The sequence below is a fragment of the Bradyrhizobium sp. ISRA442 genome (assembly GCF_038085055.1).
Classification (GTDB): Bacteria; Pseudomonadota; Alphaproteobacteria; order Rhizobiales; family Xanthobacteraceae; genus Bradyrhizobium.
In genome coordinates, this window is record NZ_JALGCN010000001.1 from 193,155 (window position 1) to 216,957 (window position 23,803).

Below are 23,803 nucleotides of genomic sequence, written 5' to 3' on the forward strand. Positions count from 1 at the left end.
GTTTACGAGGGGTTAATGAATCGCGGATGTTTTGAGATGATCTCCGCTGGGGCCGCATAACACACCGTCATGCCCCGCGAAGGCGGGGCATCCAGTACGCCGCGGCTTCTCGGCTCAATCAACGTCTCTGGAATACTGGATCGCCCGCCTTCGCGGGCGATGACAGCACAGATTGCGCGAGCGCGCCCCTCACACCACCGGCTTCACGCCCGGCAGCGCCTGCACCAGCTCGCGGAACTTGGCGCCGCGGATCTCGAAATTGCGGTACTGGTCAAAGGAGGCGCAAGCGGGCGACAAGAGCACGACGGCATCGGTGAGGCCGGATGCTTCCGCCTCGCGCGCGGCGTGCTCGACGGCAATGTCGAGAGTCTGGCTGATCTCGTGCGGGACGTCGCGGCCAAGCGTGCCGGAAAATTCCTGCGCAGCCTCGCCGATCAGATAGGCTTTGCGGATGCGCGGGAAGAAAGAGGTCAAACTGGTGATGCCGCCCGCCTTCGCCTTGCCGCCGGCGATCCAGAAGATATCGGTGAAGGATGACAGCGCGTGCGCAGTGGCATCTGCGTTGGTGCCCTTGGAGTCGTTGACGAACAGCACATTGCCGCGGCGACCGACCTGCTCCATGCGGTGCGCCAGCCCCGGAAAGCTGCGCAGGCCGTTCTGCAGGACATCCTGACCGATGCCCATCGCGAGCGCGGCGGCCGCGGCGCAGGCCGCGTTCTGCGCGTTGTGCAGGCCGCGCAGCGAGCCGATGCCCCCGAGCATGGCGACCTCGCTGCGGGCGCCGCCGGAGGCGCGCAGAACCGTGCCGTGCTCGACATAGAAGCCGCTCGCCAGCGGGTTTTTCACGGAGATGCGCTCGACTTTCTTGCCGGCGCGATCGAGCCGGTCGGCGATGTCGCGGCACCAGCCATCGTCGACGCCGACGATCGAGGTGCCGCCTGGCTGCACGCCGGCGACGAGGCGTTCCTTCACCGCGGCGTAATGCTCGATCGTGCCGTGACGGTCGATGTGATCCTCGCTGACGTTGAGCAGGATGCCGACCGACGGATCGAGCGAGGGCGTGAGATCGATCTGGTAGGACGACATCTCGACGACGTGAACACGCCCCATGCGCGGCGGCTCCAGCGACAGGATCGCGGTGCCGATATTGCCGCCCATCTGGGTGTCGTAGCCGGCCACCTTGGTCAGATGCGCGATCAGCGCCGTCGTCGTCGACTTGCCGTTGGTGCCGGTGATGGCGACGAAGGGCGCGTCCGGCGCATGCCGCCGCCGCTCGCGGCAGAACAGCTCGATGTCACCGATCACCTCGACGCCGGCCTCGCGCGCCTTCAAGACACTCCAGTGCGCCACCGGGTGGGTCAGCGGCACGCCGGGCGCCAGCACGAGCGCCGCGAAATTCGCCCAGGACACATTGCGTAAGTCAGCGGTGACGAAACCAGCTTGCGCGGCCTTGGCGACGTTGTCCGCGTTGTCGTCCCCGGCGATCACCTCGGCGCCGCCGGCCTTCAAGGCGTGGCAGGACGCGAGCCCCGAGCCGCCGAGGCCGAACACCGCCACCGTCTTGCCGGCGAAGGATGTAATGGGGATCATGATGTAGCCGTCACCGCAGCTTCAGCGTCGACAAGCCGGCGAGCGCCAGCATCACCGAGATGATCCAGAAGCGGATCACGATCTGCGGCTCGGTCCAGCCCAACTGCTCGAAATGGTGATGGATCGGCGCCATCCGGAAGATGCGCTTACCTGTAAGCTTGAACGACACGACCTGCACGATGACGGAGACCGCCTCCAGCACGAACAGGCCGCCGATCACCGCAAGCACGATCTCGTGCTTCACCGCGACCGCGATCGCACCCAGCATGCCGCCGAGCGCGAGCGAGCCGGTGTCGCCCATGAAGATCGAGGCCGGCGGCGCGTTGAACCAGAGGAAGCCGAGGCCCGCCCCCAGCAGGGCGCCGCAGAGCACCGCGAGCTCGCCGGTGCCCGCGACATATTTGATCTGGAGATAGTCGGCGAAGACCGCGTTGCCGGCGAGATAGGCGATCATGGCGAAGCTGGCGGTCGCGATCATGACGGGCACGATGGCGAGGCCGTCGAGACCGTCAGTGAGGTTCACCGCGTTGCCGGCACCGACGATGACGAAGGCACCGAAGATGACGAAGAACCAGCCGAAATGCAGCACGACATCCTTGAAGAAGGGAATGGCGAGCGCGGTGGATGAGGGATCGCGGTTCAGCCGCACCAAGGCGTAGCAGGCGACCAGCGCGATGATTGCCTCGATCAGCAGGCGAAGCTTGCCGCCGAACCCGCTCGTCGTCTGCTTGGTCACCTTGAGGTAATCGTCATAGAAGCCGACGAAGCCGAAGCCGAGTGTCACCGCGAGCACGATCCAGACGTAAGGGTTGAGCGGATTGGCCCACAGCACCGTGCCGACCGTGAGGCCCGACAGGATCATCAACCCGCCCATGGTGGGCGTGCCTTTCTTGGCGAGGTGCGACTGCGGGCCGTCGGTGCGGATCGGCTGGCCCTTGCCCTGGCGAATGCGCAAATGATCGATGATCCAAGGCCCGAACAGGAACACGAACAGGGCGCCGGTGACGATCGCGCCGCCGGTGCGGAAGGTGATGTAGCGAAAGACGTTCAGGACGGTGCGCACCGCACCAAAGCCCGGAAATGTATTGGAGAGCTCGATCAGCCAGTAAAACATTCAGACGGTCCTATGGCGCCTTCGCGCGCGGCCTTGGCCTCGCGCATTCGCGGGTCTTCGTCATGGGGCGGGCGACCTCTAAGAAACCGGACGGCTTCGCGCCGCGTATGGGGAACGGGAACAGCGCCTTCCAAGCAGTTTACGCCTTTGCCTGCAAGGCGGCCACTAGCCCCGGCACAAACTTGTTGACCCAGAACATCTTCTTGCTGCCCTTGACAACCACCATGTCGCCTGCCTTCAGGAGCGCCGCAACATCGCTCGGCCTCAGCGTGGCGGGATCATCGTGCCAGCCGAGGCCCTTACCCGGCGGGAGCGCGTCGTAGAGGTGGCGCATCAAGGGGCCGACGCAATAAACGCCGTCGATGGCGTCGAGATATTTGGCAAGGCCAGTGTGATAGGTCGGCGCGTCGCCGCCCAGTTCCAGCATGTCGCCGAGCACCGCAATGCGGCGGCCGCCGCTCATGTGGCGTGCCGCGAGGCTTTGCAGCGCCGCCGCCACGCTGGCCGGATTGCCGTTGAAACTGTCGTCGATCACGGTGACGCCGCCGACGAACTGCTCGACGCCGCGGCCGGTCATGATGCCGACGCGATCGAGCTTGGTCGCGAGCGTCGCGGCATCGAGGTTCGCGGCATGGACCGAGGCAAGCGCGGCGAGCGCATTGTAGACGCGGTGCGGCGCGCCCGGCGTCAGGCTGAACGAAATCTGCGTCTTGCCGATCTCGGCCACGACCTGCCAGCTCTCGCCATGCGGCGCGTGCGTGAGCTCGCGCATTTCGGTGCCTTCGCCGAAGCGCACCACCCTCCCCTTCCATTCGGGCGCGGCGATCCCCGCCGGCAGCACCAGCACGCCATCCTTCGGCAAGCCCAAAGCGATCGACACCTTCTCCCGCCGGATCGCCTCGAGCGAGCCGAGCTTCTCCAGATGCACGGGCTGGACATTGACGACGAGCGCGACCGTCGGCCGCGTCAATTCGCTGAGCCGCGCGATTTCGCCGGTCTGATTCATGCCCATCTCGACGACCCAGAGGCTGGCATCCGGCCGCGCGTTGCACAGCGTCAGCGGCACGCCCCAGAAATTGTTGAAACTCGACGGGCTCGCATAGGCGTTTGGATAGGCCGCGAGGAATTCCTTGGTGCTGGTCTTGCCCGCACTGCCGGTCAGCCCAATCACGGGCCCTGCGAAACGCGCTCGTGCGGCACGCGCGAGGCCCCAGAGGCCGTCGATCAGCGTGTCCCTCACGATGATCTGCGGAATGCGGATCCCCGCGATCTCATGCGGCACGATCATCGCGGCCGCGCCGGCTGCTTCTGCCTTGTCGGCAAACTCCCAACCGTCACGCGCGCTGGCGAAGCTTGAGATGAAGCCGCCGGTCGGAGTGCCGCTCAGCGCGACGAACAGGCTGCCGGGCTTCACCAGGCGGCTGTCCTGGGTGACGAAATCGATTGGCGTATCGGGAAACGATCCGGCAACGCCCAGCGCACGCGCCACTTCGGCAACCGTCCAAATTGGCGCGCTCATGCAACCCTCGACGCTAATGCGGCGGCAACCGCCTCGTGATCACTGAACGGCAGCACCTGGCCGCCGACGATCTGACCGGTCTCGTGTCCCTTGCCCGCGATCAGCAGGGCATCGCCGGCTTGCAGCTCGTCGATCGCGGTGCGGATCGCGGCAGCGCGATCACCGATTTCCCTGGCGCCCTTCGCGGTGGCGAGGATCGCGGCGCGAATGGCTTCCGGCTTCTCGCTGCGCGGATTGTCGTCGGTGATGATGACGCCATCGGCGTTCTCCGCCGCGATCTCGCCCATGATCGCCCGCTTGCCGGCATCGCGGTCGCCGCCGGCGCCGAACACGACGATGAGCCTGCGCCTGGCGTAAGGACGCAGCGCCTGCAACGCTTTCGCCAATGCATCCGGCTTGTGCGCATAATCGACGAAGATTGGCGCACCGTTGCGCTCGCCGACGCGTTCGAGCCGGCCTTTGGCGCCTTCGAGATGTTCGAGGCTTGCGAACACGCTCGCCGCATCGCTGCCGGTGCCGATCGCAAGGCCGGCGGACACCAGCGCATTCTCGATCTGGAACGCGCCGACCAACGGCAACCTAACCGAATAGCGCTTGCCGCGATGCTCGATCGCGAGCTTCTGCGCGAAGCCCTCGACCTCGACATCAACGAGGCGAATGCCCTCGCCTCTGCCATCGCCATTGCGACCGACCGCCATCACGCGCAAGCCGCGCGTCTTCGCCGCCTCGAGTGCTTCCGTCGAGCAGTCATGATCGGCGGAAATCACCGCCGCTCCACCCGGCGGGATCAGCTCGCGGAACAGGCGCAACTTGGCCGCGAGGTAATGCGCGACGGTCGGGTGGTAATCCATGTGGTCGCGTGAGAGATTGGTGAAGCCGCCGGCGGAGACGCGCACGCCGTCGAGGCGATACTGATCGAGCCCGTGCGAGGACGCCTCGAACGCGAGATGCGTGACGCCCTCGCGCGCGATCTCATCGAGCTGCCGGTGCAGCGCGATCGGATCGGGCGTGGTCAGCGAGCCATAGACCGTGCGCTTCGGCGAAACCAGACCTATGGTTCCGATGCTGGCGGAAGCATGCCCGAGCCGCTCCCAGATCTGGCGCGTGAACGCCGCGACCGAGGTCTTGCCGCTGGTGCCGGTCACCGCCGCGATGGTTGCGGGCTGCATGGGGAAGAATCTTGCCGCGGCGAGCGCCAGCGCGCGGCGCGGATTGGTGACTGCAAGGAACGGCACCTTGCAGGCCGCAGGCGCCTGATCGCCGACTACCGCCACCGCTCCTGCGGCAGCCGCGGCATCGATGAAGCGCGCGCCGTCGGTCTTGCTGCCGGCGAGCGCGAAAAAAAGGTCACCGTGCCTGACCACGCGGCTGTCGAGCGCAAGCCCCGTCACATCGAGGCCTGCGAGGGCCGGCTCGATTGCGGCATCATTGCCTAAGACGTCACGCAGCTTCATGGTGTTCCAGTCGAGATGCCCTGCCGGAACGCCGAATCCTCGGAAAATACCGACTCAGCACCGCCAATGGGCCATCCGGTTGATTACTGGGTTGTCCTGGATGCTGCAAGAATAAGGCGGTCGGACGGCGGCAGGTCAAATCGTGGCTCGACACCCAAGAGCGGTGCGATACGGGCGATGACCTTGCCCCCCGTCGGCACAGCATTAAAGCCCGACGTGATGAAACCATACGTTTCCTGCAAGGGCTGTGGCTCGTCCAGCATGACGAGAATCTGATATTTCGGATCGTCGGAGGGCATGATTGCGGTGAAGGAGTTGAGCACCCGCTTCTTGGCATAACGGCCGTTAATGACCTTCTCGGACGTGCCGGTTTTGCCGCCGATATAGTAGCCGGGAACATCGGCCTTCTTGGCTGTGCCGATCTCGGCATTGAGCCGCATCAGATATCGCATCTTTTCGGAGGTCTCTGGCTTGATCACACGCTTGGCCATCGCCGACGCTTCCGCTTCGCTGCGTTTCAGGAATGTCGGTGGGATCAGGTAGCCACCGTTCATCAGTGCGTTGATGCCCATCACTGCCTGCAGCGGCGCCACCGACAAGCCCTGGCCGAACGCGATAGTCACGGTGTTCAACTCGCCCCAGTGGCGCGGTACCAGTGGTGCAGCGCTCTCCGGCAACTCGGTACGCAACCGCGTCAACTGGCCCATTTTGGCCAGGAACGCTTTGTGGGCCTCAACGCCCTGGCCGAGCGCGATCCGCGCAGCGCCGATATTGGACGAGTAGGTGAACACTTCCTTGGTGTTGATGAAACGTCCGAGCATGTGGCTGTCGTGGATGGTGAACTTGCCGTAGTGCAGGTTTCCGCGTGCATCCCACATCGAGTTCAGGTTGATCTTTCCGGAATCGAGCGCCATCGCCAGTGTGAACGCCTTGAAGGTCGAGCCCATCTCGTAGACGCCGGTGGTCAGGCGGTTGATGCGGTCGGGGTCATGCGCTTCCTTGGGGTTGTTGGGATCGAAGTCGGGCAGCGAGACCATCGCGACGATCTCCCCGGTCTTGACGTTGGAAATGATGCCCGAGGCCGCCTTCGCGTGAAACTTCTCCTTCGCCTTCAACAGCTCGTCGCGCAGTGCATGCTCGACGCGCAAGTCGACTGACAGCTCGATCGGCTTTTGCAGGCGATCGGTGGCAAAGCCTGCGCGGTGGAGATCGGCGAGCCCGTTGTTGTCGAGCCACTTCTCCATGCCGGCGATGCCCTGGTTGTCGATGTTGACGAGACCGATGAGGTGGGCAACCTCGTTGCCGGTCGGATAGACGCGCTTGTTCTCGCGCAGGAAGCCGATGCCGGGAATGCCGAGCTTGTGGATGTCCTGCTGCTGCTTCGGCGTGATCTCGCGCTTCAGCCAGACGAACCCCTTTCGCGACGACAGGCGCTCGCGCACCTCGGCCTCGTCGAGATCAGGCACGGTGGCAGTCAGGAGCTCGATCGCCTCGTCCTTGTCGATGATGCGGCGCGGCTCGCCGAACAGGCTCGGCGCCTTGACGTCGGTTGCGAGGATCGCGCCGTTGCGGTCGACGATGTCGGGCCGCGCGGTCGCGACCACGTCCTGCGCCGCCGCGCGCCGCGCGCCGTGCGCATCGGCGCCGATCGCGAACATCACGAGCCGGGCGCCGATCAGGGCATAGATCGACGCGAAGGCGAGGATGGCAAGCCCGACGCGCGCGCGGGCCTTCGCGGCGCGGTCGACGTTGCGTCCGTAGAGCAGGCTGCGGATCAGCCGCTGGCGCCAAGGCTCGGTTGATTTCGCGGTGGGTTTTGCGGGCGTCGCCGGGCTCATTGCTTGTCCTCGCCCTGAGACACGGAGCCCGTCACCGCGTCGGGATCGCTGGCGGCTTCGATGGTGTTGATCATGGACCCGATCGGATCGGGCTCGCCCGGCCGGAACAGGCGCGGCGGACGCTCCGGCAGATTCTTCAGCGAGTCATATTGCGTGGCGTTGATCGGCTTGAGCGGCAGATGGCGCTCGGTCAGGCCCTGCAGACGCAGCGGCGCATCGAGCTTGGCCCATTCGGACCGCAGCGCCGCGATAGCATCGCGCTGCTCGCGAATCTCCGCGTGCAGCCGCAGCACCTTCTCGGTGCGGGCGGTGGAGTCCATCTTGATCCGGTAGACATAGGCCGCCGCGAAGATCAGCGCGCCGATGACAAGGAGGTGGATGATGCGCATGCGCTAGCCACCCCTCATCACGTCGGCGAGGCTTGGCCAGGACGACGGCTCGGCGTCCTCATGCGCAGGCGCAGCCGTGCGCTCGGCGGCGCGCAGCTTGGCGGATCGCGCGCGTGGATTGTGCGCGACCTCCTCCTCGCCGGCGACGACCGGCCGCCGCGTTAGGAGCTGGAAGCTCGGCGGCACTTGTGCCACTTCGGGCAGATGCCGCGAGCCACCGCCGGTCTTGGCGCGCTCGACGAGGAAAGTCTTGACGATGCGGTCTTCCAGCGAATGGAACGAGACGACCACCAGCCGTCCGCCGGGACGCAGCACGCGCTCGGCCGCAGCCAGCGCGGTCTTGAGCTCGTCGAGCTCTTCATTGACGAAGATGCGTAAGGCCTGGAAGGTTCGCGTTGCCGGATGGATATCGCCGGGCTTCGAGCGCACGACCCGCGCAACGATGTCAGCCAGCGCGCGTGTCGTGGCGATCGGCGCCTCCTGCCGTGCCGCGACGATGGCGCGTGCGACTTTGCGCGAATGCCGCTCCTCGCCGAAGAGATAGATGATGTCGGCGAGATCGCCTTCCGAGGCACGCGCGACGACATCGGCGGCGGTCGGTCCCGCCTGCCCCATCCGCATGTCGAGCGGACCCTCGAGGCGGAAGGAGAAGCCGCGGCCGGCCTGGTCGAGCTGCATCGAGGACACGCCGACATCCATCACGACGCCATCGACGGCATCGACGCCTTGCGCGGCACAGACCTCGGCGAGATTCGAGAATCGGTCCTCGACCAGCGTCAGCCGGCCAGCGGCATGCGCGACCAGCTCGGAACCGCCAGCAATGGCCGTGCGATCGCGGTCGATGGCGATGAGGCGGGTTCCCGGCACATCGAGGATGGCGCGGCTGTAGCCGCCGCCGCCAAAAGTGGCGTCGACATAAATCCCGGCCGCGCGGGGCGCGAGGTAGTTGAGTGCCTCACGGCCAAGCACGGGAATATGGTCGGCCGACGTCATGCGCCACACCTGCCGGGCGTCCATACGACATCGGAGGCACGCAAGCCCATGACGTCTCGAATTATTCCCCGTCGCGGCGGTTCCACGACCAAACCCTCGTGCAGCACGCTTGCCAGCCCCGGTCGTCCAGGGCCGCAAACCCTGTGTTCCCAGCGGAAATTGTCGGGCAGCCATGGGATTTCGAGCCAAAAACGCTTTGGCCGCCTCCGGACGCGGGTCGGCTCTTCACCACTCAGTAACGGCCCTTAGCGTTAAGAAAGCGTTGATCGGCCCGTTACAAGTCGAAAAGGTTACCTTCTGGTGATGCTTCATCCACACACAAGGCGCAAAATCCGTCCGTTAACTGCGCCGCCCGATTGCGTGCGGCGATGGGGTAAAGGAATAGTAAAGAGAAGGGCTTGGCCCTCGTTCCTGTCCGACCTGAGTTGTATATGCCGTCCGGTTCGTCCGCGTCATCTGGATCTGATTCGAAGCGTCAGCGTGTTCTCCCGGCTCCCAAGGCCGCGGCGGGCATGAGGACGTTCGACCCGGATTCCTCGATCGTCTCGGACATCATCCCCTCGCCCAACTATGGCGAGCGCAACAAGGGGCGGCAGCCGGATATGATCCTGCTGCACTACACCGGCATGCCCGACGTCGAGGGCGCGCTGGCGCGGCTGTGCACGGCAGGCACTGAGGTCTCTGCTCATTACGTCGTGCTGGAGGATGGCCGCATCGTACAATGCGTGCCCGAGGCCAAACGCGCCTGGCACGCCGGCGTCTCATCCTGGGCTGGCGAGGACGACATCAACTCGTGCTCGATCGGGATCGAGATCGTCAACCGCGGACACGATTGGGGTTATCCCGAGTTTCCGCTACGGCAGATCGCAGCGGTGATCGCGCTGTGCCGCGGCATCATGCTCCGCCGCAAAGTGCCGGCGCACCGCGTGCTCGGCCACTCCGACGTGGCACCGGCGCGGAAGAAGGATCCGGGCGAAAAGTTCCCGTGGCATTCGCTGGCCAATTCCGGCGTCGGTCACTGGGTCACGCCGGCCCCGGTCGTGCGCGGCGAGAGCCTGATGCTCGGCACCATCAGCGACGAAGTGCTGAGCCTGCAACAGGCGCTCGCAAAATACGGCTATGGCATCCCCCTCACCGGCAAATACGACGCCGCAACGATGGAAGTCGTCACCGCCTTCCAGCGCCACTTCCGCCCGGCGCGGCTCGATGGCGTGGCGGATCACTCGACGCTATCGACATTGCAAGCGCTGCTCGCCAGCTTGCCAGCGGAGGGGACGACGGTCGCGTCGAAGTGACGGCGCAGGTCCCGTCATTGCGAGCGCAGCGGAGCAATCCAGAATCCCTCGGCGGAAAGACTCTGGATTGCTTCGTCGCTTCGCTCCTCGCAATGACTGAGTGTGTGGCGACTACTGCAGTTCTTTGATCCTTCGCGCATAGAGCCGCCGCAACGGTTCGAGCTGCGTCGCCTCCGTCGCAGCAACATACGCCTCACGCGCTTCTTCCTTCCGGCCGAGCCGTCGCAACAAATCCGCCCGCACTGCCGGCAGCAGTTCGTAGCCGTCAAGCCCGCCGCGCGCCGCGATCGCGTTGACGAGATCGAGCGCACGCGCGGGGCCGTCGACCATCGAGATCACGGCCGCATGGTTGAGCTCGATCACCGGCGAGGGACTGATGCGCAGCAGCACCTCGTAGAGGCCGGCGATCTGCGGCCAGTCGGTATCCTCATAGCTCGGCGCGCGGGCATGCAGCGCGGCAATCGCGGCCTGCACCGCATAGGCTTGCGGCCGGCCCGGCACGCGCAGTGCCTCATCCACGAGCTGCAGGCCTTCCGCGATCTGGTCGCGATCCCACAGCGTGCGGTCCTGCTCTTCGAGCAGCACGATGTCGCCGGATGCGGTTTCTCGCCCCTCGCGCCGCGCGTCATGGAGCAGCATCAGGGACAAGAGGCCCTTGATCTCGCTACGATCCGGCACCAGTCGATCGAGCAACCGGCCGAGCCTGATCGCCTCGACCGCGAGATCGGGCCGCATCAGGTCTGTGCCAGACGTTGCCACGTAGCCTTCGGTAAAGACGAGATAGATGACGGCGAGCACGCCGCCGAGGCGCGGCTCCAGCGTCTCACGCTCCGGCACCTCGTAGGGAATGCCGGCGAGACGGATCTTCTGCTTGGCACGGACGAGACGCTGCGCCATCGCCTCTTCACTAATGAGGAAGGCACGCGCGACCTGCGCGGTGGAGAGGCCGCAGACGGTGCGCAGCGTCAATGCGACCTGGACCTCGATCGCGAACGCCGGATGGCAGCAAGTAAAGATCAGCCGCAGCATGTCGTCATCGAGCATCGTCGGCGGCTCGTCGGGAGTTTGCGCATTGAGTTCGAGCTCATGCATCAGCGCCTGCTGCTTGCCGCGGAAGGCGGCATTGCGGCGGATGCGGTCGATGGCCTTGTTGCGTCCGACATTGACGAGCCAGGCGCGCGGATTGTCAGGCACCGCGCATGCCGACCAGCGCTCCAGTGCGACCGCAAAAGCATCCTGAAGTGCGTCCTCGGCGAGATCGAAATCGCCGACGAGGCGGATGAGCGTGGCCAACGCCCGCCCCGCCTCGTCACGGAAGATTTTTTCGATCTCGGAAGGGATCATGTCATGCGATCACCACGCCGCCGTCACTTCTCATACACCCAGATCGGCCGCACCTCGATCGAGCCTATGCGCGCGCTGGGGATCCGCGCCGCGATCTCGATTGCCGCATTGAGATCCTTGGCCTCGACCAGATAGTAGCCGGCGAGTTGCTCGCGGGTCTCGGCGAACGGACCATCCGTCGTGAGCGTCTTGCCTTCGCGCACGCGCACCGTCGTCGCGGTCGTGGTCGGCTGCAGCCGGTCGCCGGCCTTGAAATTGCCGCTCTGGATGATGGACTGGGTGAAGGTCTGATATTCGCCGAGCAGCCTCTGGCTGGTGGCGGCATCATTCTTGGCGTACTCGACCTCGTTCTGGTAGATCATCAGCAGGTACTGCATCGCTTAACTCCTGTTGCTCGGCTGGATCGCCGACATCCAGTCGAACGGGGCGCACACCAAACGACATCTTCAGGATAAATTATTTTCGCCGCCGCGTGCGGCGCGATATCGCCTTGACGAAACCGTCATAAATGCCCATGCGTAAGCGGTCAGTCGGCCGGACGGCCGCTCCGGCAAGTGTCGAAAGGCCGCCGGGGAGGAAAGTCCGGGCTCCCTTGACATGCGGTGCCGGATAGCGTCCGGCGGGGGCAACCCCAGGGAAAGTGCCACAGAGAATGAACCGCCTCGCTTGCCTTCGGGCTTCGCGGGGCAAGGGTGAAAAGGTGCGGTAAGAGCGCACCGCGGTTCCGGCAACGGAGCCGGCATGGCAAACCCCACCGGGAGCAAAACCGAATAGGGACGGCTTAAGCGGGCTGTTCGCGAAAGCGATAACGCCGCGGGGCGATGTCAGGTCCGCCGTCCGGGTAGGTTGCTCGAGGCAATGTGCAAACATTGTCCCAGAGGAATGGCCGTCACGTATCGCCTGCGCAAGCGGGCGGTGCCCTACAGAACCCGGCTTACAGGCCGGCTGATGTGCAACGAGGGGTTCGATGCTGACTGCATCGGACCCCTCACCATTTGGCACCGTCATTCCGGGGCTCGCCAAGCGAGAGCCCGGAATCCATCGGGCCGCAGAGTTGGTGGGGAAATGGATTCTATGATGCGCAATTGCTCATCATGGCTCGCGACTTCGTCGCGCCCCATTGCGCACTTGCGCAATGTGGAATGACGACGTCAGTTAGTGCGCGCCGCCTTCACCAGCACCGGCGCAAGCTCACCGGCGTCGCGCCGGCGCTTGGCGGCCTCGAAGCCGTGCATGCCGATCTGCCATTGCAGGCCGACGATCGCGCCCTTGGTCGGCTGCAGCAGCGCGAGCGAGGCAAACAGCGTCACCGGCAGCCACACCGCGAGCTGCAGCCAGACCGGCGGCGCATAGGCGGTCTCGACCGCGAGGATCGCCGGCACCACGAGATGGCCGACCACGACGATCACAAGATATGCGGGAAAATCGTCGGCGCGGTGGTGAAACAGTTCCTCGCCGCAATGCTCGCAGCTATCCGCCACCTTCAGGAAGCGGCCGAACACGTGCCCTTCGCCGCAGTTCGGACACTTGCCGAGAAAGCCCCGCCACATCGCCTTCGCCAGTGAGACTGAACCCGTCGCCATGACCGCACCTCTTTTGATCTGACGATCCATACAATAATATCCTGCATCCATACATTCAAAGGATATATGGGCGAATTTGCATGGATTGGATCCCTACAATCGCAGAGCTGAGCGGGCCGCGGTACCAGCGCATCGTCGATGCCATGGAGGCCGACATTGCCGCGGGCAGGCTGGTGCGTGGCCAGCAACTGCCGACGCAGCGCGCGCTCGCCAAGGCGCTCGACATCGATCTCACCACGGTCACGCGCGCCTATACCGAGGCGCGGCGCCGCGGGATTCTGGAGGCCCGGGTCGGACAGGGTTCGTTCGTGTCGGAGACCAGCGCGCGCCGCGCGGTCGATCTGCCGCATCCGGTTGCGATCGACCTGTCGATGAACGTGCCGCCGCATCCGCTGGAAGCGCAGCTCGACGAGCGCATCATCGCCGGCCTGGAGGCGATCTGCGAGCAATCGGGGCTGACCGCATTCCTGAACTACCAGCCGCCCGGCGGCAGTGCGCATGAGCGTGAGGTCGCGGCGACATGGATGCGCGCGCGCGTTGCGCATGCGCATGCCGACCGGCTCGTGATCTTTCCGGGCGCGCAGACGATTCTGTTCAATCTGCTCGCCCATCTCGCGCGGCCCGGCGAGGTGGTGCTGACGGAGGCGCTCAGTTTCCCCGGCATCAAGGCAGCCGCAGCCCAGCTTGGCGTCAAGCTGGTCGGCGTGGCGATGGATGAAGGCGGTATTCTTCCTGATGCTCTTGCAAAAGCCTGTCGCGCGCACAAGCCGAAGGCCGTCTACCTCATTCCGACGTTGCACAATCCGACCACCGCTACGCTCACCAAAGAGCGGCGCGATGCGATCGCAAAGATCATTCGCGATGCCGGCACCGTGCTGATCGAGGACGATGCCTATGGGCTGCTCGACCGATCGGCATCACCGATCGCGAACCTCATTCCGGAGCGGACATATCTGGCGACCACCTTGTCGAAATGCATCGCACCGGCGCTGCGCGTGGCCTATCTGGTGACACCCGACAGCGGCGCGCAGCAGCAAATGCGCAGCCATTTGCAGGCCACGGTGCAGATGCCGGCGCCGTTGATGGTCGCGCTGGTGACGCACTGGCTCGAGAGCGGCATCGCCGACCGCATCATCACCGCCATCCGCAACGAGGCGATCGGCCGTCAGCAGCTCGCGCAACGCACACTGAAAGGCTTTCAGTTCCTGGCCAAGCCCGCCGCGCACCATCTGTGGCTTCGATTGCCTGAGGGCCGCGACCGGCTCGAAGTCACCGCGCATCTGCTGCGCAACGGACTCGCCGTCATCGCCAGCGACGCTTTCGTGGTGGATGGAACGCCGCCGCACGCGGCGCGCGTCTCGCTCGGGGCCGCGCGCAACCGATCGGAATTGACCGAAGCACTACGCATCCTGATCGGCGCGCTGCACAAGCCCGCCGAAACCAGGCAAATCGTTTAGCAACGCTAACGATGACGGCGGTGGCGGGGATAGACGACCGGAGCGCCGGCCGGCGGATAGAGCTGCGATGCGTAGGCATCGGCCGGTATGCCGGTCAGGCCGCGCGCCGCTCTGCCTGCGGGCGTGAGCTGCCCGCCATTGAGCACGTCGCGATCCGGATGGGCGGCCTGATAGGCCGCGGGCTCCGAGAGCTGAGCCTCTGCCAAAGTCGGCATCAGCGCCGCCGCAGATAACAGCGCGGCCGCAACGGCAATCTTCGTGCGAGTCATGGTCGTTCTCCATCATCTCATTCGGGACTTGGCCAATCGGAGCGCACCATGGCGTCGGGCGGGTCCGCCGAATTGAAGTACGGCCATCATGTAGGTGCGTCAGTCGCGAAAGCCCGGCCGCCGGGATCACGCTTGCGTGCGATATGGAATTGACCTCTCCAGCCGCACCCGTGCTATGCGAGGGATGGCGATCAACAGTTCGGGATCGTCCATTGCAACAAGGAAAGTCTGTTGGAAACGCTCACCTATGCGCTGCTGCTGTTCGGCGCGCTGGCCGGCGGCTTCGTCTCGGGACTGGCTGGATTCGGCACGGCGCTGATGGCGCTCGGTATCTGGCTGTACGTGCTGCCGCCCTCGCTCGCGGTGCCGCTGGTCCTGATCTGCTCGGTGATCGCGCAGACCTCGACGCTGCCGTCGATGTGGAAGAGTTTCGATCTCTCGCTGGTCTGGCCGTTCCTGATCGGCGGCCTCGCCGGCGTGCCGCTGGGAACGATGATGGTCGCCTCCGCCGATCCGAAGGTGTTCAAGCTGAGCGTCGGCATCCTGCTGCTGATCTTTCCGAGCGCGCTGTACTTGAACAAGCGGCCGCTCGCCTTCAAGTTCGGCGGCCGCGCCGCCGACGGCGCGATTGGCTTTGCAGGCGGCATCCTGGGCGGCCTTGCCGGTCTGTCGGGGCCGCTGCCGATCCTGTGGGCCAATCTGCGCGGCTGGAACAAGCACGAGCGGCGCGGCATCTTCCAGCTCTTCAATTTCACCGTGCTTGCAACCGCGCTGGCGGTGCAGACGGCGTCAGGCCTCGTCGCGCTCAAGGTGGTCTGGCTCGCGCTGATTGCCTTTCCCGGCACGCTCGTCGGAGCATGGGCCGGCGCCCGCGTCTATCACGCACTGAGCGACAAGCATTTTGGCGATGTCGTGCTCGGCCTATTGTTCCTGTCGGGCGTCGGCCTCGTCTGGAACAGTCTTGGCGCGCACTAAAGCGCGATGAGATCAGAATGAATCGTCATCGCGCTTCGGATTGTTGTTTCGGCAAGTAGCAGAGCGGCAAGTGCTGCCTACTCCGCCGCCGAGATCATGCGGCCGAACTCGGTCGCCTGGCGCTCGAACAGCCCGCGATAGATGCCGCCCGGCTTGGCCGCGAGCAGCGCGTGAGTGCCCTGCTCGACGATCTCGCCGCGGTCGAACACCAGGATGCGATCAAGGCCGCGCACGGTCGACAGCCGGTGCGCGATCACGATCGAGGTCCGTCCCTTCATCAGCCGCTCCATCGCCTCTTGGATCAGCGCCTCCGATTCCGAATCAAGGCTCGAGGTCGCCTCGTCCAGGATCAGCACCGGCGCATCGGCCAGGAAGGCGCGCGCCAGCGCCACGCGCTGCCGCTCGCCGCCCGACAGCTTCACGCCGCGCTCGCCGACCAGCGTGCCGTAGCCCTTCGGCAGGCGCAGGATGAAGTCGTGCGCGTTCGCCAGCCGGGCCGCCTGCTCGATCGCCTCCATGCTGGCACCGGGCCGGCCATAGGCGATGTTCTCGGCGAGCGAGCGATGAAACAGGATCGGGTCCTGCTGCACGATCGCGATCTGGCTGCGCAGCGATTGCTGCGTGGCGAGCGCGATGTCCTGGCCGTCGATCAGCACGCGCCCACCGGTGACGTCGTAGAGCCGCTGCACCAGCTTGACGAAGGTCGTCTTGCCGGAACCGGAGCGGCCGACGAGGCCGATCCGTTCGCCGGCGCGGATCGTCACTGACAGGCCGTCATAGAGCGGCGCGCGATGGCCGCCATAATGGAACGTGACGTCGTCGAACACGATCTCGCCGCCCTCGATCGCGATCGGCCGCGCATCCGCGGCATCCGCGATGCCGATCGTCTCGTCGTGGATGGCAACCAGCTCCTCCATGTCGTTGACCGAGCGCTGGAGGTTGTTGATGTGCATGCCGACGTCACGCAAGTACGCGTGAATGACATAGTAGCTCGTCAGCACATAGGTGACGTCGCCGGGCGAAGCGCGCCCCGCCATCCACAGCAGCACCGAGCCGCCGATCACCGATCCGCGGAGGCACAGCAGCAGCGAGAGCTGCGACAGGGCGGTGTAATTGTAGCGCAGCCAGGTCCGCCGCACGCGCACGCGCCAGCGGTTGATGACGCGGGCGAGCCGCGCGTCCTCGCGCGCCTCGGCACCGAAGGACTTCACCACCGCATTGCATGTCAGTGCGTCCGCCAGCGTGCCGCCGACCTTGGTGTCCCAGGCGTTGGAGACGCGAGCGGCCGGAGCGATGTAGCGCGTCGAAAACCACACCGTCATCGCAACATAGATCACCGCGCCGAGCGCGATCACGAGGCCAAGCGAGGCCCAATGCACACCGAGCAGGATCATCGATCCGATCAGCACCAACAGCGAGGGCGCCAGCGCCATCAGGATGGTGTCATTCAACAGGTCGAGCGCCCACATGCCGCGGGTGATCTTGCGCACCGTGGAGCCGGCAAAGGAGTTGGCGTGCCAATCGGTCGAGAAGCGCTGCACGCGCATGAAGGCGTCCTGCGCAACATCGGACATGATCTTGAGCGTGAACGGCACGATCGCCTGCAGCCCGGTCAAGCGCAGCACCATCGATGCCGCGCCGAGTGCCACGATCGCGCCGAACGCGACCAGTGCCGCATGGCGCGCGTCAGGATCGGAAGGGCCGCGCGTCAACGCATCGACCAGATGCCCCGAGAACACCGGCATGAACAGGTCGGCGATCGTCGCGCCTAACAGTCCGCCGGCCACGACGAGGCTTCGTCCCGGCTGCTTCAGCCAGTGCCGGAACACAAAGGGCAGCACCACGCGGATGGCCGCGGGCTTTCTTGACAGAGCGGTCATGGCATCATCCGGCCGCTTGTGCCGCGGGCCGGCTCCATCGATGGACGCATGCCGGCCACGAAGGCCGAAACGACGTCGCGTAAACCTGACTTAAAGTTGGGAAGCGGAGCGATCGGGGCTCTTGGTCGAAACCTTGGCCCAATCGAAGCTGGCGGAAATGACCTCTAAAAGGCCGAGTACCTACCGAGCCAGAACATCATCGAGCGCGGGCGCGTGATCTGCGAATGCGACGAAATCATGCAAATCCCTCCCCGGTTCGGGTCAATGAGGTGCGCTTTATAGATGTGTCGCTTTCGATTTGCAACACGGCCCGCGCGCGATCACGCACGAGTGTTGCAAATTTAATGCGCGTCGCCTGACGTCCCTCGATCTGCCGCGGCGTACTGGATCGCCCGATCGAGTCGGGCGATGACACCTTCTATGTGGCTAATGCGCGTCGCCGCCGCTGCCGAACGGCGAGGCCGGCTTGTTCAGCAGCGTGACCAGGACGCTGAGGCCAAGATAGAACAGCGTCAGGATGAAGAAGGCATCGCCAAAGCTCATCACCACGGCCTGGCGGTGCACGAGCTGCGAGAGCTGCTTCATCGCCATCAGCGTGGAATCCCCAAGCCCCTGAAACTTCTGCATGAACATGTTCAGGGTTTCGGTCGCGGTAGCGTTGCCCCAGGTCACGCGCTCCTGCAGGCGCGTGATGTGCAGGTCGGTGCGGTTGTTGAGAACGGTGTTGATAACGGCGAGCCCCACCGCGCCGCCGAGATTGCGCATCAGATTGAACAGGCCGGAGGCGTTCTTCACCAGGTCCGGCCGTAGCGTGCCGAGCGCGATGTTGTTGGTCGGCACCATCGCGAACATCATGCCGATGCCGCGCAGGATCTGCGGTATCAGGAGCTCGTAGAAGTCGAACTCGCGCGTGATCCAGGTCATCTGGTAGGAGCCGATCGCGAACACGATCAGGCCGAACGCGATCATGTAGCGCATATCGAGCGACGCCATGAGCCGGCCGACCAGCGGGGCGACCAGGAACATGGTGATGCCGGACACGAACATGGTCTCACCGATCATCAGCGCGCTGTAGCCGCGCACCTCGGCGAGATAGCGCGGATAGACGTAGGTCAGGCCGTAGAGGCCGATGCCGATGCAGAATTGCAGGGTGCAGCCGACGGCGAAATTCCGGTTGGTGAAGGTGCGCAGGTTGACGATCGGCTCGGCCGCCGTGAAGACCCGCCAGAAGAAGGCAATCGCCGAGATGGCGCAGATCCAGGCGCAGATCGCGACCGAAGTGTCCTGCATCCATTCATATTGCGGACCTTCCTCCAGCACATATTCCAGAGTGCCGAGGAAGCCGGCCATGAAGATCAGTCCCCACCAGTCGAAGCGGTCGAGCAGCTCGAAATGCGGCTCGTCGAAATCGACCAGCGCGAGCACGCCGATGGTGATGCCGATGCCGGGCACGACGTTGATGAAGAACAGCCAATTCCACGACATCGCGTCGGTGATGATGCCGCCGACCGTCGGCCCTATGGTCGGCGCCAGCGTCGCGACGAGGCCGATGATGGGGCCGACGATGTGGAATTTGGAACGGGGGAATACAGTGTAGGCCGAGGCGAATACGGTCGGGACCATGCCAGCGCCGAGAAAGCCCTGAAGCGCGCGCCAGAGGATCATCTCCTCGCTCGTGGTGGCGAAGCCGCAGAGCAGGCTCGAGACGGTGAAGCCGGCAGCCGAGCTCGCAAACAACAGCCGCGTGCCGAAAGCGCGCGACAAGAATCCCGACAGCGGGATCGCGATCACTTCGGCGATCAGATAGGCGGTCTGGACCCAGGAGACCTCGCTCGAGCTCGCCGACAGGCCCGCCTGGATTTCGCTGAGGGAGGCCGACACGATCTGGATGTCCAGGATCGACATGAATAGCCCGAACACCATGGTGATGAAGGCGAACAGCCGCTTCGGCGCAATGCGCTCCGAAGCGGGGTCCACCATCATGGCAGGTGAAGCAGTGGTGGCGTTGGCCATGGTCGAGACCTGCGGCGCTGACGCGCTACTGCGGATGGATCATGGTGGGATCGTCGAGATCGACTTCGCTGTCGGCGTCGGCCGCGCCCTTGTTGGTATCGACGGTCGCGTAGACCGACATGCCGGCGCGGAGCAGGTTCTGCCTGGCAACCGACCTCGGCACGCGAATGCGGACCGGCACGCGCTGCACGATCTTGGTGAAGTTGCCGGTGGCGTTGTCCGGCGGCAGCAGCGTGAACACCGAGCCAGCGCCCGCCGCGATGCTGTCGACGACGCCGCTGAACTTGCGCATGCCGTAGGCGTCGACCTTGATCGTCACGGGCTGGCCGGGGCGGATGCGCTTGAGCTGCGTCTCCTTGAAATTGGCGTCGATGTAGACCTCGTCGAGCGGCACGATGTTGCCGAGACGCTGGCCGACCGCGACGAAGTCGCCGGTGTTGACGAGGCGGTTGGAGAAGATGCCGTCCACCGGCGCACGCACCGCGGTGAAGCCGAGGTCACGCTCGGCCTTGGCGAGCGTGGTCTTGAGCTCGGCGAGCTGTGCCTGCGCTTCGGCCTGCTGCGCCTTGGCGACGTCGACATTGCTGATCGCGACGTCATAGGCGGCCTGCGCGGCCTTGACCGCGGCGGCGCCCTGGTCGCGTCCGGCTTCCGAGGTCTCGAACGTGGCGCGGGAGGCAAAGCCCTTGCTGCTCAACGCCTGCTGGCGCTCATAATCGAGATCGGCGCGCTTGAGGCCGGCTTCGGCTGAGACGAGCTGCGCCTTGGCCTGCACGACCTGGCTGTCGAGCGCGGCGACCTGCCGGCCAATACGGTCGATGGTGGCCTGCTGGGTCGCGATCTTGGTCGCGGCAGCATCGACCGCGATCTTGTAGTCGCCATCGTCGATGCGGATGACGATGTCGCCGGCATGCACCGGCGTATTGTCACGGGCGAGGATCGAGGCGATGTGGCCGGCAACGCGCGCGCCCAGCATGGTGTTGTTGGCGCGGACATAGGCGTCGTCGGTGGAGACATAGAAACGACCGACCAGCGTGTAGTAACCGGCATAGCTCGCCGCCGCGAGCGCCAGCAGCACGCCGGCGCTCATCAGGACGAATTTGCGCTTGCCGGATTTGGGCGCACCGCCTGCGGCCTGCGGCGCGGGTGCGGTCGGCGCCGGCTTGTCGGTCACGGGGGTCTCCGGCACCTCGACGGTGTGGCGCTTGCCTTCCTCGGCCACATGAGAGCGCAACTGCTCGGCCAGCTCCGTCGCGACCTCCCCGTCTCCCGGCTCCGGCGCATGGTCCGGCGCTTGGTCCAACGGTCGGTCTGCCGGTTCCTGACGAAGGACACGGGCAGCCTGATCTCTCGATGCGGCCATAAAGGCCTCCCCAATGAAAAAGCGCGAGTCGGCACGCGCCGTCGGGTGGCCCGCCCCTCTCGCCCATCCTAAATATCATTGACCGAACCGTTCGGTCAATATAGTTGTTCCGCACCTAAGGACTGTAGCGACGAATCCTTTCCTTGGGCCGCCATCGTCCACGACCCCGAGATAAACCTTTCGAGACCCTAAACCAATGGTTGCAGCCGATCGCGAACATCTGCGTCTTGTCTCCGAAGAGGACAGCTCCAAGCGGCGCCAGATCCTGGATGGCGCCCGCAAGGTATTCATGAATCTCGGTTTTGACGGCGCCAGCATGGGCGAGATTGCGCGGGCGGCCGCCGTCTCCAAGGGCACACTCTACGTCTATTTCGCGGACAAATGCGCGTTGTTCGAGGCAATCCTCGAAGAGGAGGCGCTGCAGCACGGCCAGGTCGTGTTCAATTTCGATCCCGCGCGCGATGCCGAGACCACGCTGAAGGAGTTCGGCTCGGCCTACATCCACCTGCTCTGCCGGCCCGGCGGCGGATCGGCGATCCGCACCGTGATGGCGATCGCCGAGCGCATGCCCGATGTCGGCCGCCGCTACTACGCACGCGTGCTAGACAAGACCATCAACCGGCTCGCCGAATATCTCAGGGCCCATGTCGCCTCCGGCGATCTCAGGATCGACGATTGCGACCTCGCCGCCTCGCAATTCATGGAAGTGTGCAAGGCCTCGCTGTTCCTGCCCTTCATCTTCCAGGCCGCGCCCGCGCCCTCGGAGGAACGCATGGCTGAGGTGATCGACAGCGCCACGCGGATGTTTCTGGCGGCGTATGGAGTGAAGTGAGAGAGAGCCACGGCCGTAGCGCAGGGCGTATCTCTAACCACATCATTGCTAGCGTACCCCGCGACGCTATACATAAGCCATGTCCCGCGATCTTCACCCTCACCGCACGCCGGTCGACGTTCTCAATTATGAGATCGTCCAGGAGCAGGCCTCTGCGTTCGGGCGGATGGGGCGAGCGCTGGAACAAGCGCTCGCGAAGCTGCGCGAATTCGATGCCAGCCATCCGCCCTCGGATGCGCCGGCATCGACGCGGCAAGCACGGCGCGCCCTGGTAATGGAGGCCGGTCACGCGCTTTGGATGTTCGTGGTGCAGCGGGAGGCATGCGGCATGCGCGACAGCCGTCCCGTCATGCGCGACTACAACGTGCCGGGCGAAGTGCAGCACTGCATGGGGCTGGCCCCAGTTGCCTCGACGCGACCTGCAAAGTGACTTGCCCAATCCAACGATCGCACGCGCACACCCGCCCTACTCATCGGCGAACTCGTCTTCCTCGTTGACCTTGTGCTTGCTCATGCGGCCGAGCGAGCCCGTCACGTAGGGATCGCGCGTGTTCGCATAGGGATTGCGCCGCTGCGCGCGGGCGGCGACCTCGTCGCCGGAGACCGCGGCCGGCTGGCAGATCAGGCGGCCGCTGGCGCGCCGCATCAGGTCGACGTGGATGTGATCATAGTGATAGACGTTGGAGCCCGGCGCGAGCACGGTGGTGAAGTGCGCGCACGCCCCTGATTGCACGTCGCGCAAAAAGCCCTGCTCTTCCGGCAGTCCGCGCCAGCCGTCCTTCACCGAGACGCGACGGCCGTCGGCGAGCACGAAGGCGGCGATGTCGAGCGCGTTGCCGAAGGCGTGCTCGGAAATATGGGCATGCGGATTGCCGTTCATGCCGCGGCAGGAATAGGCGGAGATCTGCTTGATCTCGACCACGCGTTGGCCGAACCAGCGCGTCGCCGACGGCTGCACGGTATCGGACAGCCAGCGGTCGAGCTCGGAGACGATCGGGCAGGCGAGCGTTGCGGTCGGCTTCACTGCGACCGGCCCGACGGCGGTGACGGGATTGCCCTGCACAGGACCGAGACGCGGCGGCGGCTGTTGCGCGGGCGCCTGCGAATAAGGTGCCGCCGGCCGCGCCGGATAGCTCGGCGTGTTCATGTAGCGCGCAGCACCCGCAGCATCGGTGCCGTCGGGCGGCAGGTCGATCTCGTCCTCCTGCGGCGCCACGCCGGGCGCGCTCAGCGAGACCGGGCCGGACGATGCGCCATAGCCCGACGGCTGGCGCGCGGTGCTCTCGGGATAGCTCGACCGCTGCGGAGAGCCGGACGACGTCGGATAAGGCTGGCTTGGCGGATAGCTCGACTGTGGCTGCGTCACCGGCCAGCGTGGCTGGTTGCCGATGCTCGCGGGCGGGCGCAATACTTCGTCGGCAAAGCCATAGCTGCTCGAGGCTTCGCCGATCGCGGCGACCTTCAGCGGAAATTCGGCACCGCAGACACCGGGGCCGGAGATCGGCTCGACGCGGACGATGTCCGCGCTCTCCTTCACCGCGCCCGACTTCAGGCACGCGGCTTCCGCCTCGGCCCGCCACGGTTCGCGTTCGGCCTGGAAGAAGCCGCGTCCGCAACCCGCGAGCGAAACAAGGACGATGGAGCCGACGAGATACAAACGAACTCCGCGCGTCATGCATGCACGTTCGGTGAATTTACTTAAAGACTCTTCAACGCATTGATTTCAGCCTTCTTTAACCATGCAGGGCGGGCGCACGCTGGATCAGCGGCAGCACGGCTTACTTTTTCAAGAAGCGACTATATTGGTTGCGCGCAAATCGGCGCGATCAGCGGGAGCATCCCAGGGAGCAACGTCATGACGTTCGTCGGAAGACTGAGCGTTGTCACTGCGTACC

Annotated in this window: 20 protein-coding genes and 1 other RNA gene; 6 read left to right on the forward strand and 15 right to left on the reverse strand. The window is 65.2% G+C overall.

From position 1 onward, the window contains the following. Positions 1-189: 189 nt before the first annotated feature. From murD to rsmH, 7 genes are all read right to left on the reverse strand, one after another. Positions 190-1,590 carry a UDP-N-acetylmuramoyl-L-alanine--D-glutamate ligase gene (murD, locus tag MTR72_RS00860; protein WP_341509995.1) on the reverse strand — a complete coding sequence of 467 codons (1,401 nt, stop codon included), beginning with the start codon at positions 1,588-1,590 and terminating at the stop codon, positions 190-192. Positions 1,591-1,600: 10 nt separating this feature from the next. Next, complete coding sequence (mraY, locus tag MTR72_RS00865; protein ID WP_280965840.1) at positions 1,601-2,704, reverse strand: phospho-N-acetylmuramoyl-pentapeptide-transferase; 1,104 nt, start codon at positions 2,702-2,704, stop codon at positions 1,601-1,603. A 139-nt stretch (positions 2,705-2,843) separates the two neighbouring features. Further along, the gene (locus MTR72_RS00870) at positions 2,844-4,223 is read right to left on the reverse strand and encodes a UDP-N-acetylmuramoyl-tripeptide--D-alanyl-D-alanine ligase (RefSeq protein ID WP_341509996.1); all 1,380 of its coding nucleotides are present in this window, start codon (positions 4,221-4,223) and stop codon (positions 2,844-2,846) included. Continuing rightward, positions 4,220-5,677, reverse strand: a complete 1,458-nt coding sequence (locus MTR72_RS00875; protein WP_341509997.1) for a UDP-N-acetylmuramoyl-L-alanyl-D-glutamate--2,6-diaminopimelate ligase — start codon at positions 5,675-5,677, stop codon at positions 4,220-4,222. The genes MTR72_RS00870 and MTR72_RS00875 overlap by 4 nt, the downstream gene beginning before the upstream one ends. 83 nt (positions 5,678-5,760) lie before the next feature. Further along, on the reverse strand, positions 5,761-7,515 hold the full coding sequence (locus tag MTR72_RS00880; protein ID WP_341509998.1) for a peptidoglycan D,D-transpeptidase FtsI family protein: 1,755 nt from the start codon (positions 7,513-7,515) through the stop codon (positions 5,761-5,763). Then, positions 7,512-7,904: a cell division protein FtsL gene (gene ftsL / locus MTR72_RS00885; protein WP_280965844.1), complete on the reverse strand. Its 393-nt coding sequence runs from the start codon at positions 7,902-7,904 to the stop codon at positions 7,512-7,514. The genes MTR72_RS00880 and ftsL overlap by 4 nt, the downstream gene beginning before the upstream one ends. A gap of 3 nt (positions 7,905-7,907) precedes the next feature. Continuing rightward, on the reverse strand, positions 7,908-8,897 hold the full coding sequence (gene rsmH, locus MTR72_RS00890; protein ID WP_341509999.1) for a 16S rRNA (cytosine(1402)-N(4))-methyltransferase RsmH: 990 nt from the start codon (positions 8,895-8,897) through the stop codon (positions 7,908-7,910). A 512-nt stretch (positions 8,898-9,409) separates the two neighbouring features. On the opposite strand from rsmH, the gene MTR72_RS00895 reads away from it, so the two are divergent. Further along, entirely contained in the window at positions 9,410-10,192 is a 783-nt protein-coding gene (locus tag MTR72_RS00895; protein ID WP_445819535.1) for an N-acetylmuramoyl-L-alanine amidase, read from the forward strand. A 111-nt stretch (positions 10,193-10,303) separates the two neighbouring features. On the opposite strand, the gene MTR72_RS00900 is transcribed toward MTR72_RS00895, so the two are convergent. Beyond that, a complete protein-coding gene (locus tag MTR72_RS00900; RefSeq protein ID WP_341510001.1) occupies positions 10,304-11,536 on the reverse strand; it encodes an RNA polymerase sigma factor in 1,233 nt (410 codons plus the stop codon). Between the two features lie 23 nt (positions 11,537-11,559). Next, positions 11,560-11,913, reverse strand: coding sequence for a YciI family protein (locus MTR72_RS00905; RefSeq protein WP_280965848.1), 354 nt, complete (start codon positions 11,911-11,913; stop codon positions 11,560-11,562). Positions 11,914-12,062: 149 nt separating this feature from the next. On the opposite strand from MTR72_RS00905, the gene rnpB reads away from it, so the two are divergent. Then, positions 12,063-12,489: RNase P RNA component class A (rnpB, locus tag MTR72_RS00910), an RNA gene on the forward strand. 198 nt (positions 12,490-12,687) lie between these two features. Here the strand turns inward: rnpB and MTR72_RS00915 are convergent. Continuing rightward, positions 12,688-13,119: a DUF983 domain-containing protein gene (locus MTR72_RS00915; protein ID WP_445819536.1), complete on the reverse strand. Its 432-nt coding sequence runs from the start codon at positions 13,117-13,119 to the stop codon at positions 12,688-12,690. A gap of 80 nt (positions 13,120-13,199) precedes the next feature. Here MTR72_RS00915 and MTR72_RS00920 point away from each other — a divergent pair, with 80 nt between their 5' ends. Beyond that, on the forward strand, positions 13,200-14,576 hold the full coding sequence (locus tag MTR72_RS00920; RefSeq protein WP_341510003.1) for an aminotransferase-like domain-containing protein: 1,377 nt from the start codon (positions 13,200-13,202) through the stop codon (positions 14,574-14,576). 5 nt (positions 14,577-14,581) lie between these two features. Here the strand turns inward: MTR72_RS00920 and MTR72_RS00925 are convergent, their stop codons facing one another. After that, complete coding sequence (locus MTR72_RS00925; protein WP_280965851.1) at positions 14,582-14,845, reverse strand: hypothetical protein; 264 nt, start codon at positions 14,843-14,845, stop codon at positions 14,582-14,584. Positions 14,846-15,076: 231 nt separating this feature from the next. Here MTR72_RS00925 and MTR72_RS00930 point away from each other — a divergent pair, with 231 nt between their 5' ends. Continuing rightward, positions 15,077-15,820, forward strand: coding sequence for a sulfite exporter TauE/SafE family protein (locus MTR72_RS00930; protein ID WP_280965852.1), 744 nt, complete (start codon positions 15,077-15,079; stop codon positions 15,818-15,820). A gap of 77 nt (positions 15,821-15,897) precedes the next feature. Here MTR72_RS00930 and MTR72_RS00935 read toward each other — a convergent pair whose 3' ends face one another. The 3 genes from MTR72_RS00935 to MTR72_RS00945 all read right to left on the reverse strand — a co-directional run bounded on the left by MTR72_RS00935 (position 15,898) and on the right by MTR72_RS00945 (position 21,076). After that, positions 15,898-17,700: an ABC transporter ATP-binding protein gene (locus MTR72_RS00935; RefSeq protein ID WP_341510004.1), complete on the reverse strand. Its 1,803-nt coding sequence runs from the start codon at positions 17,698-17,700 to the stop codon at positions 15,898-15,900. A 426-nt stretch (positions 17,701-18,126) separates the two neighbouring features. Continuing rightward, on the reverse strand, positions 18,127-19,713 hold the full coding sequence (locus MTR72_RS00940) for a DHA2 family efflux MFS transporter permease subunit (RefSeq protein ID WP_341510005.1): 1,587 nt from the start codon (positions 19,711-19,713) through the stop codon (positions 18,127-18,129). A 25-nt stretch (positions 19,714-19,738) separates the two neighbouring features. Continuing rightward, positions 19,739-21,076, reverse strand: a complete 1,338-nt coding sequence (locus MTR72_RS00945; protein ID WP_341510006.1) for an HlyD family secretion protein — start codon at positions 21,074-21,076, stop codon at positions 19,739-19,741. A gap of 196 nt (positions 21,077-21,272) precedes the next feature. On the opposite strand from MTR72_RS00945, the gene MTR72_RS00950 reads away from it, so the two are divergent. Together MTR72_RS00950 and MTR72_RS00955 are read left to right on the forward strand one after the other, a co-directional pair. After that, the gene (locus MTR72_RS00950; protein WP_341510007.1) at positions 21,273-21,908 is read left to right on the forward strand and encodes a TetR/AcrR family transcriptional regulator; all 636 of its coding nucleotides are present in this window, start codon (positions 21,273-21,275) and stop codon (positions 21,906-21,908) included. Between the two features lie 79 nt (positions 21,909-21,987). Next, positions 21,988-22,338 carry a DUF6665 family protein gene (locus tag MTR72_RS00955; protein ID WP_341510008.1) on the forward strand — a complete coding sequence of 117 codons (351 nt, stop codon included), beginning with the start codon at positions 21,988-21,990 and terminating at the stop codon, positions 22,336-22,338. Positions 22,339-22,374: 36 nt separating this feature from the next. On the opposite strand, the gene MTR72_RS00960 is transcribed toward MTR72_RS00955, so the two are convergent. Then, on the reverse strand, positions 22,375-23,583 hold the full coding sequence (locus MTR72_RS00960) for an extensin-like domain-containing protein (RefSeq protein ID WP_341510009.1): 1,209 nt from the start codon (positions 23,581-23,583) through the stop codon (positions 22,375-22,377). Between the last annotated feature and the right edge of the window lie 220 nt (positions 23,584-23,803).

Bases quoted from the DNA above. Each gene is read 5' to 3' on its own strand.
- murD (WP_341509995.1), bottom strand. From the start codon at position 1,590: ATGATCCCCATTACATCCTTCGCCGGCAAGACGGTGGCGGTGTTCGGC.
- mraY (WP_280965840.1), bottom strand. From the start codon at position 2,704: ATGTTTTACTGGCTGATCGAGCTCTCCAATACATTTCCGGGCTTTGGT.
- MTR72_RS00870 (WP_341509996.1), bottom strand. From the start codon at position 4,223: ATGAGCGCGCCAATTTGGACGGTTGCCGAAGTGGCGCGTGCGCTGGGC.
- MTR72_RS00875 (WP_341509997.1), bottom strand. From the start codon at position 5,677: ATGAAGCTGCGTGACGTCTTAGGCAATGATGCCGCAATCGAGCCGGCC.
- MTR72_RS00880 (WP_341509998.1), bottom strand. From the start codon at position 7,515: ATGAGCCCGGCGACGCCCGCAAAACCCACCGCGAAATCAACCGAGCCT.
- ftsL (WP_280965844.1), bottom strand. From the start codon at position 7,904: ATGCGCATCATCCACCTCCTTGTCATCGGCGCGCTGATCTTCGCGGCG.
- rsmH (WP_341509999.1), bottom strand. From the start codon at position 8,897: ATGACGTCGGCCGACCATATTCCCGTGCTTGGCCGTGAGGCACTCAAC.
- MTR72_RS00895 (WP_445819535.1), top strand. From the start codon at position 9,410: ATGAGGACGTTCGACCCGGATTCCTCGATCGTCTCGGACATCATCCCC.
- MTR72_RS00900 (WP_341510001.1), bottom strand. From the start codon at position 11,536: ATGATCCCTTCCGAGATCGAAAAAATCTTCCGTGACGAGGCGGGGCGG.
- MTR72_RS00905 (WP_280965848.1), bottom strand. From the start codon at position 11,913: ATGCAGTACCTGCTGATGATCTACCAGAACGAGGTCGAGTACGCCAAG.
- MTR72_RS00915 (WP_445819536.1), bottom strand. From the start codon at position 13,119: ATGGCGACGGGTTCAGTCTCACTGGCGAAGGCGATGTGGCGGGGCTTT.
- MTR72_RS00920 (WP_341510003.1), top strand. From the start codon at position 13,200: ATGGATTGGATCCCTACAATCGCAGAGCTGAGCGGGCCGCGGTACCAG.
- MTR72_RS00925 (WP_280965851.1), bottom strand. From the start codon at position 14,845: ATGACTCGCACGAAGATTGCCGTTGCGGCCGCGCTGTTATCTGCGGCG.
- MTR72_RS00935 (WP_341510004.1), bottom strand. From the start codon at position 17,700: ATGACCGCTCTGTCAAGAAAGCCCGCGGCCATCCGCGTGGTGCTGCCC.
- MTR72_RS00940 (WP_341510005.1), bottom strand. From the start codon at position 19,713: ATGGCCAACGCCACCACTGCTTCACCTGCCATGATGGTGGACCCCGCT.
- MTR72_RS00945 (WP_341510006.1), bottom strand. From the start codon at position 21,076: ATGGCCGCATCGAGAGATCAGGCTGCCCGTGTCCTTCGTCAGGAACCG.
- MTR72_RS00950 (WP_341510007.1), top strand. From the start codon at position 21,273: ATGGTTGCAGCCGATCGCGAACATCTGCGTCTTGTCTCCGAAGAGGAC.
- MTR72_RS00955 (WP_341510008.1), top strand. From the start codon at position 21,988: ATGTCCCGCGATCTTCACCCTCACCGCACGCCGGTCGACGTTCTCAAT.
- MTR72_RS00960 (WP_341510009.1), bottom strand. From the start codon at position 23,583: ATGACGCGCGGAGTTCGTTTGTATCTCGTCGGCTCCATCGTCCTTGTT.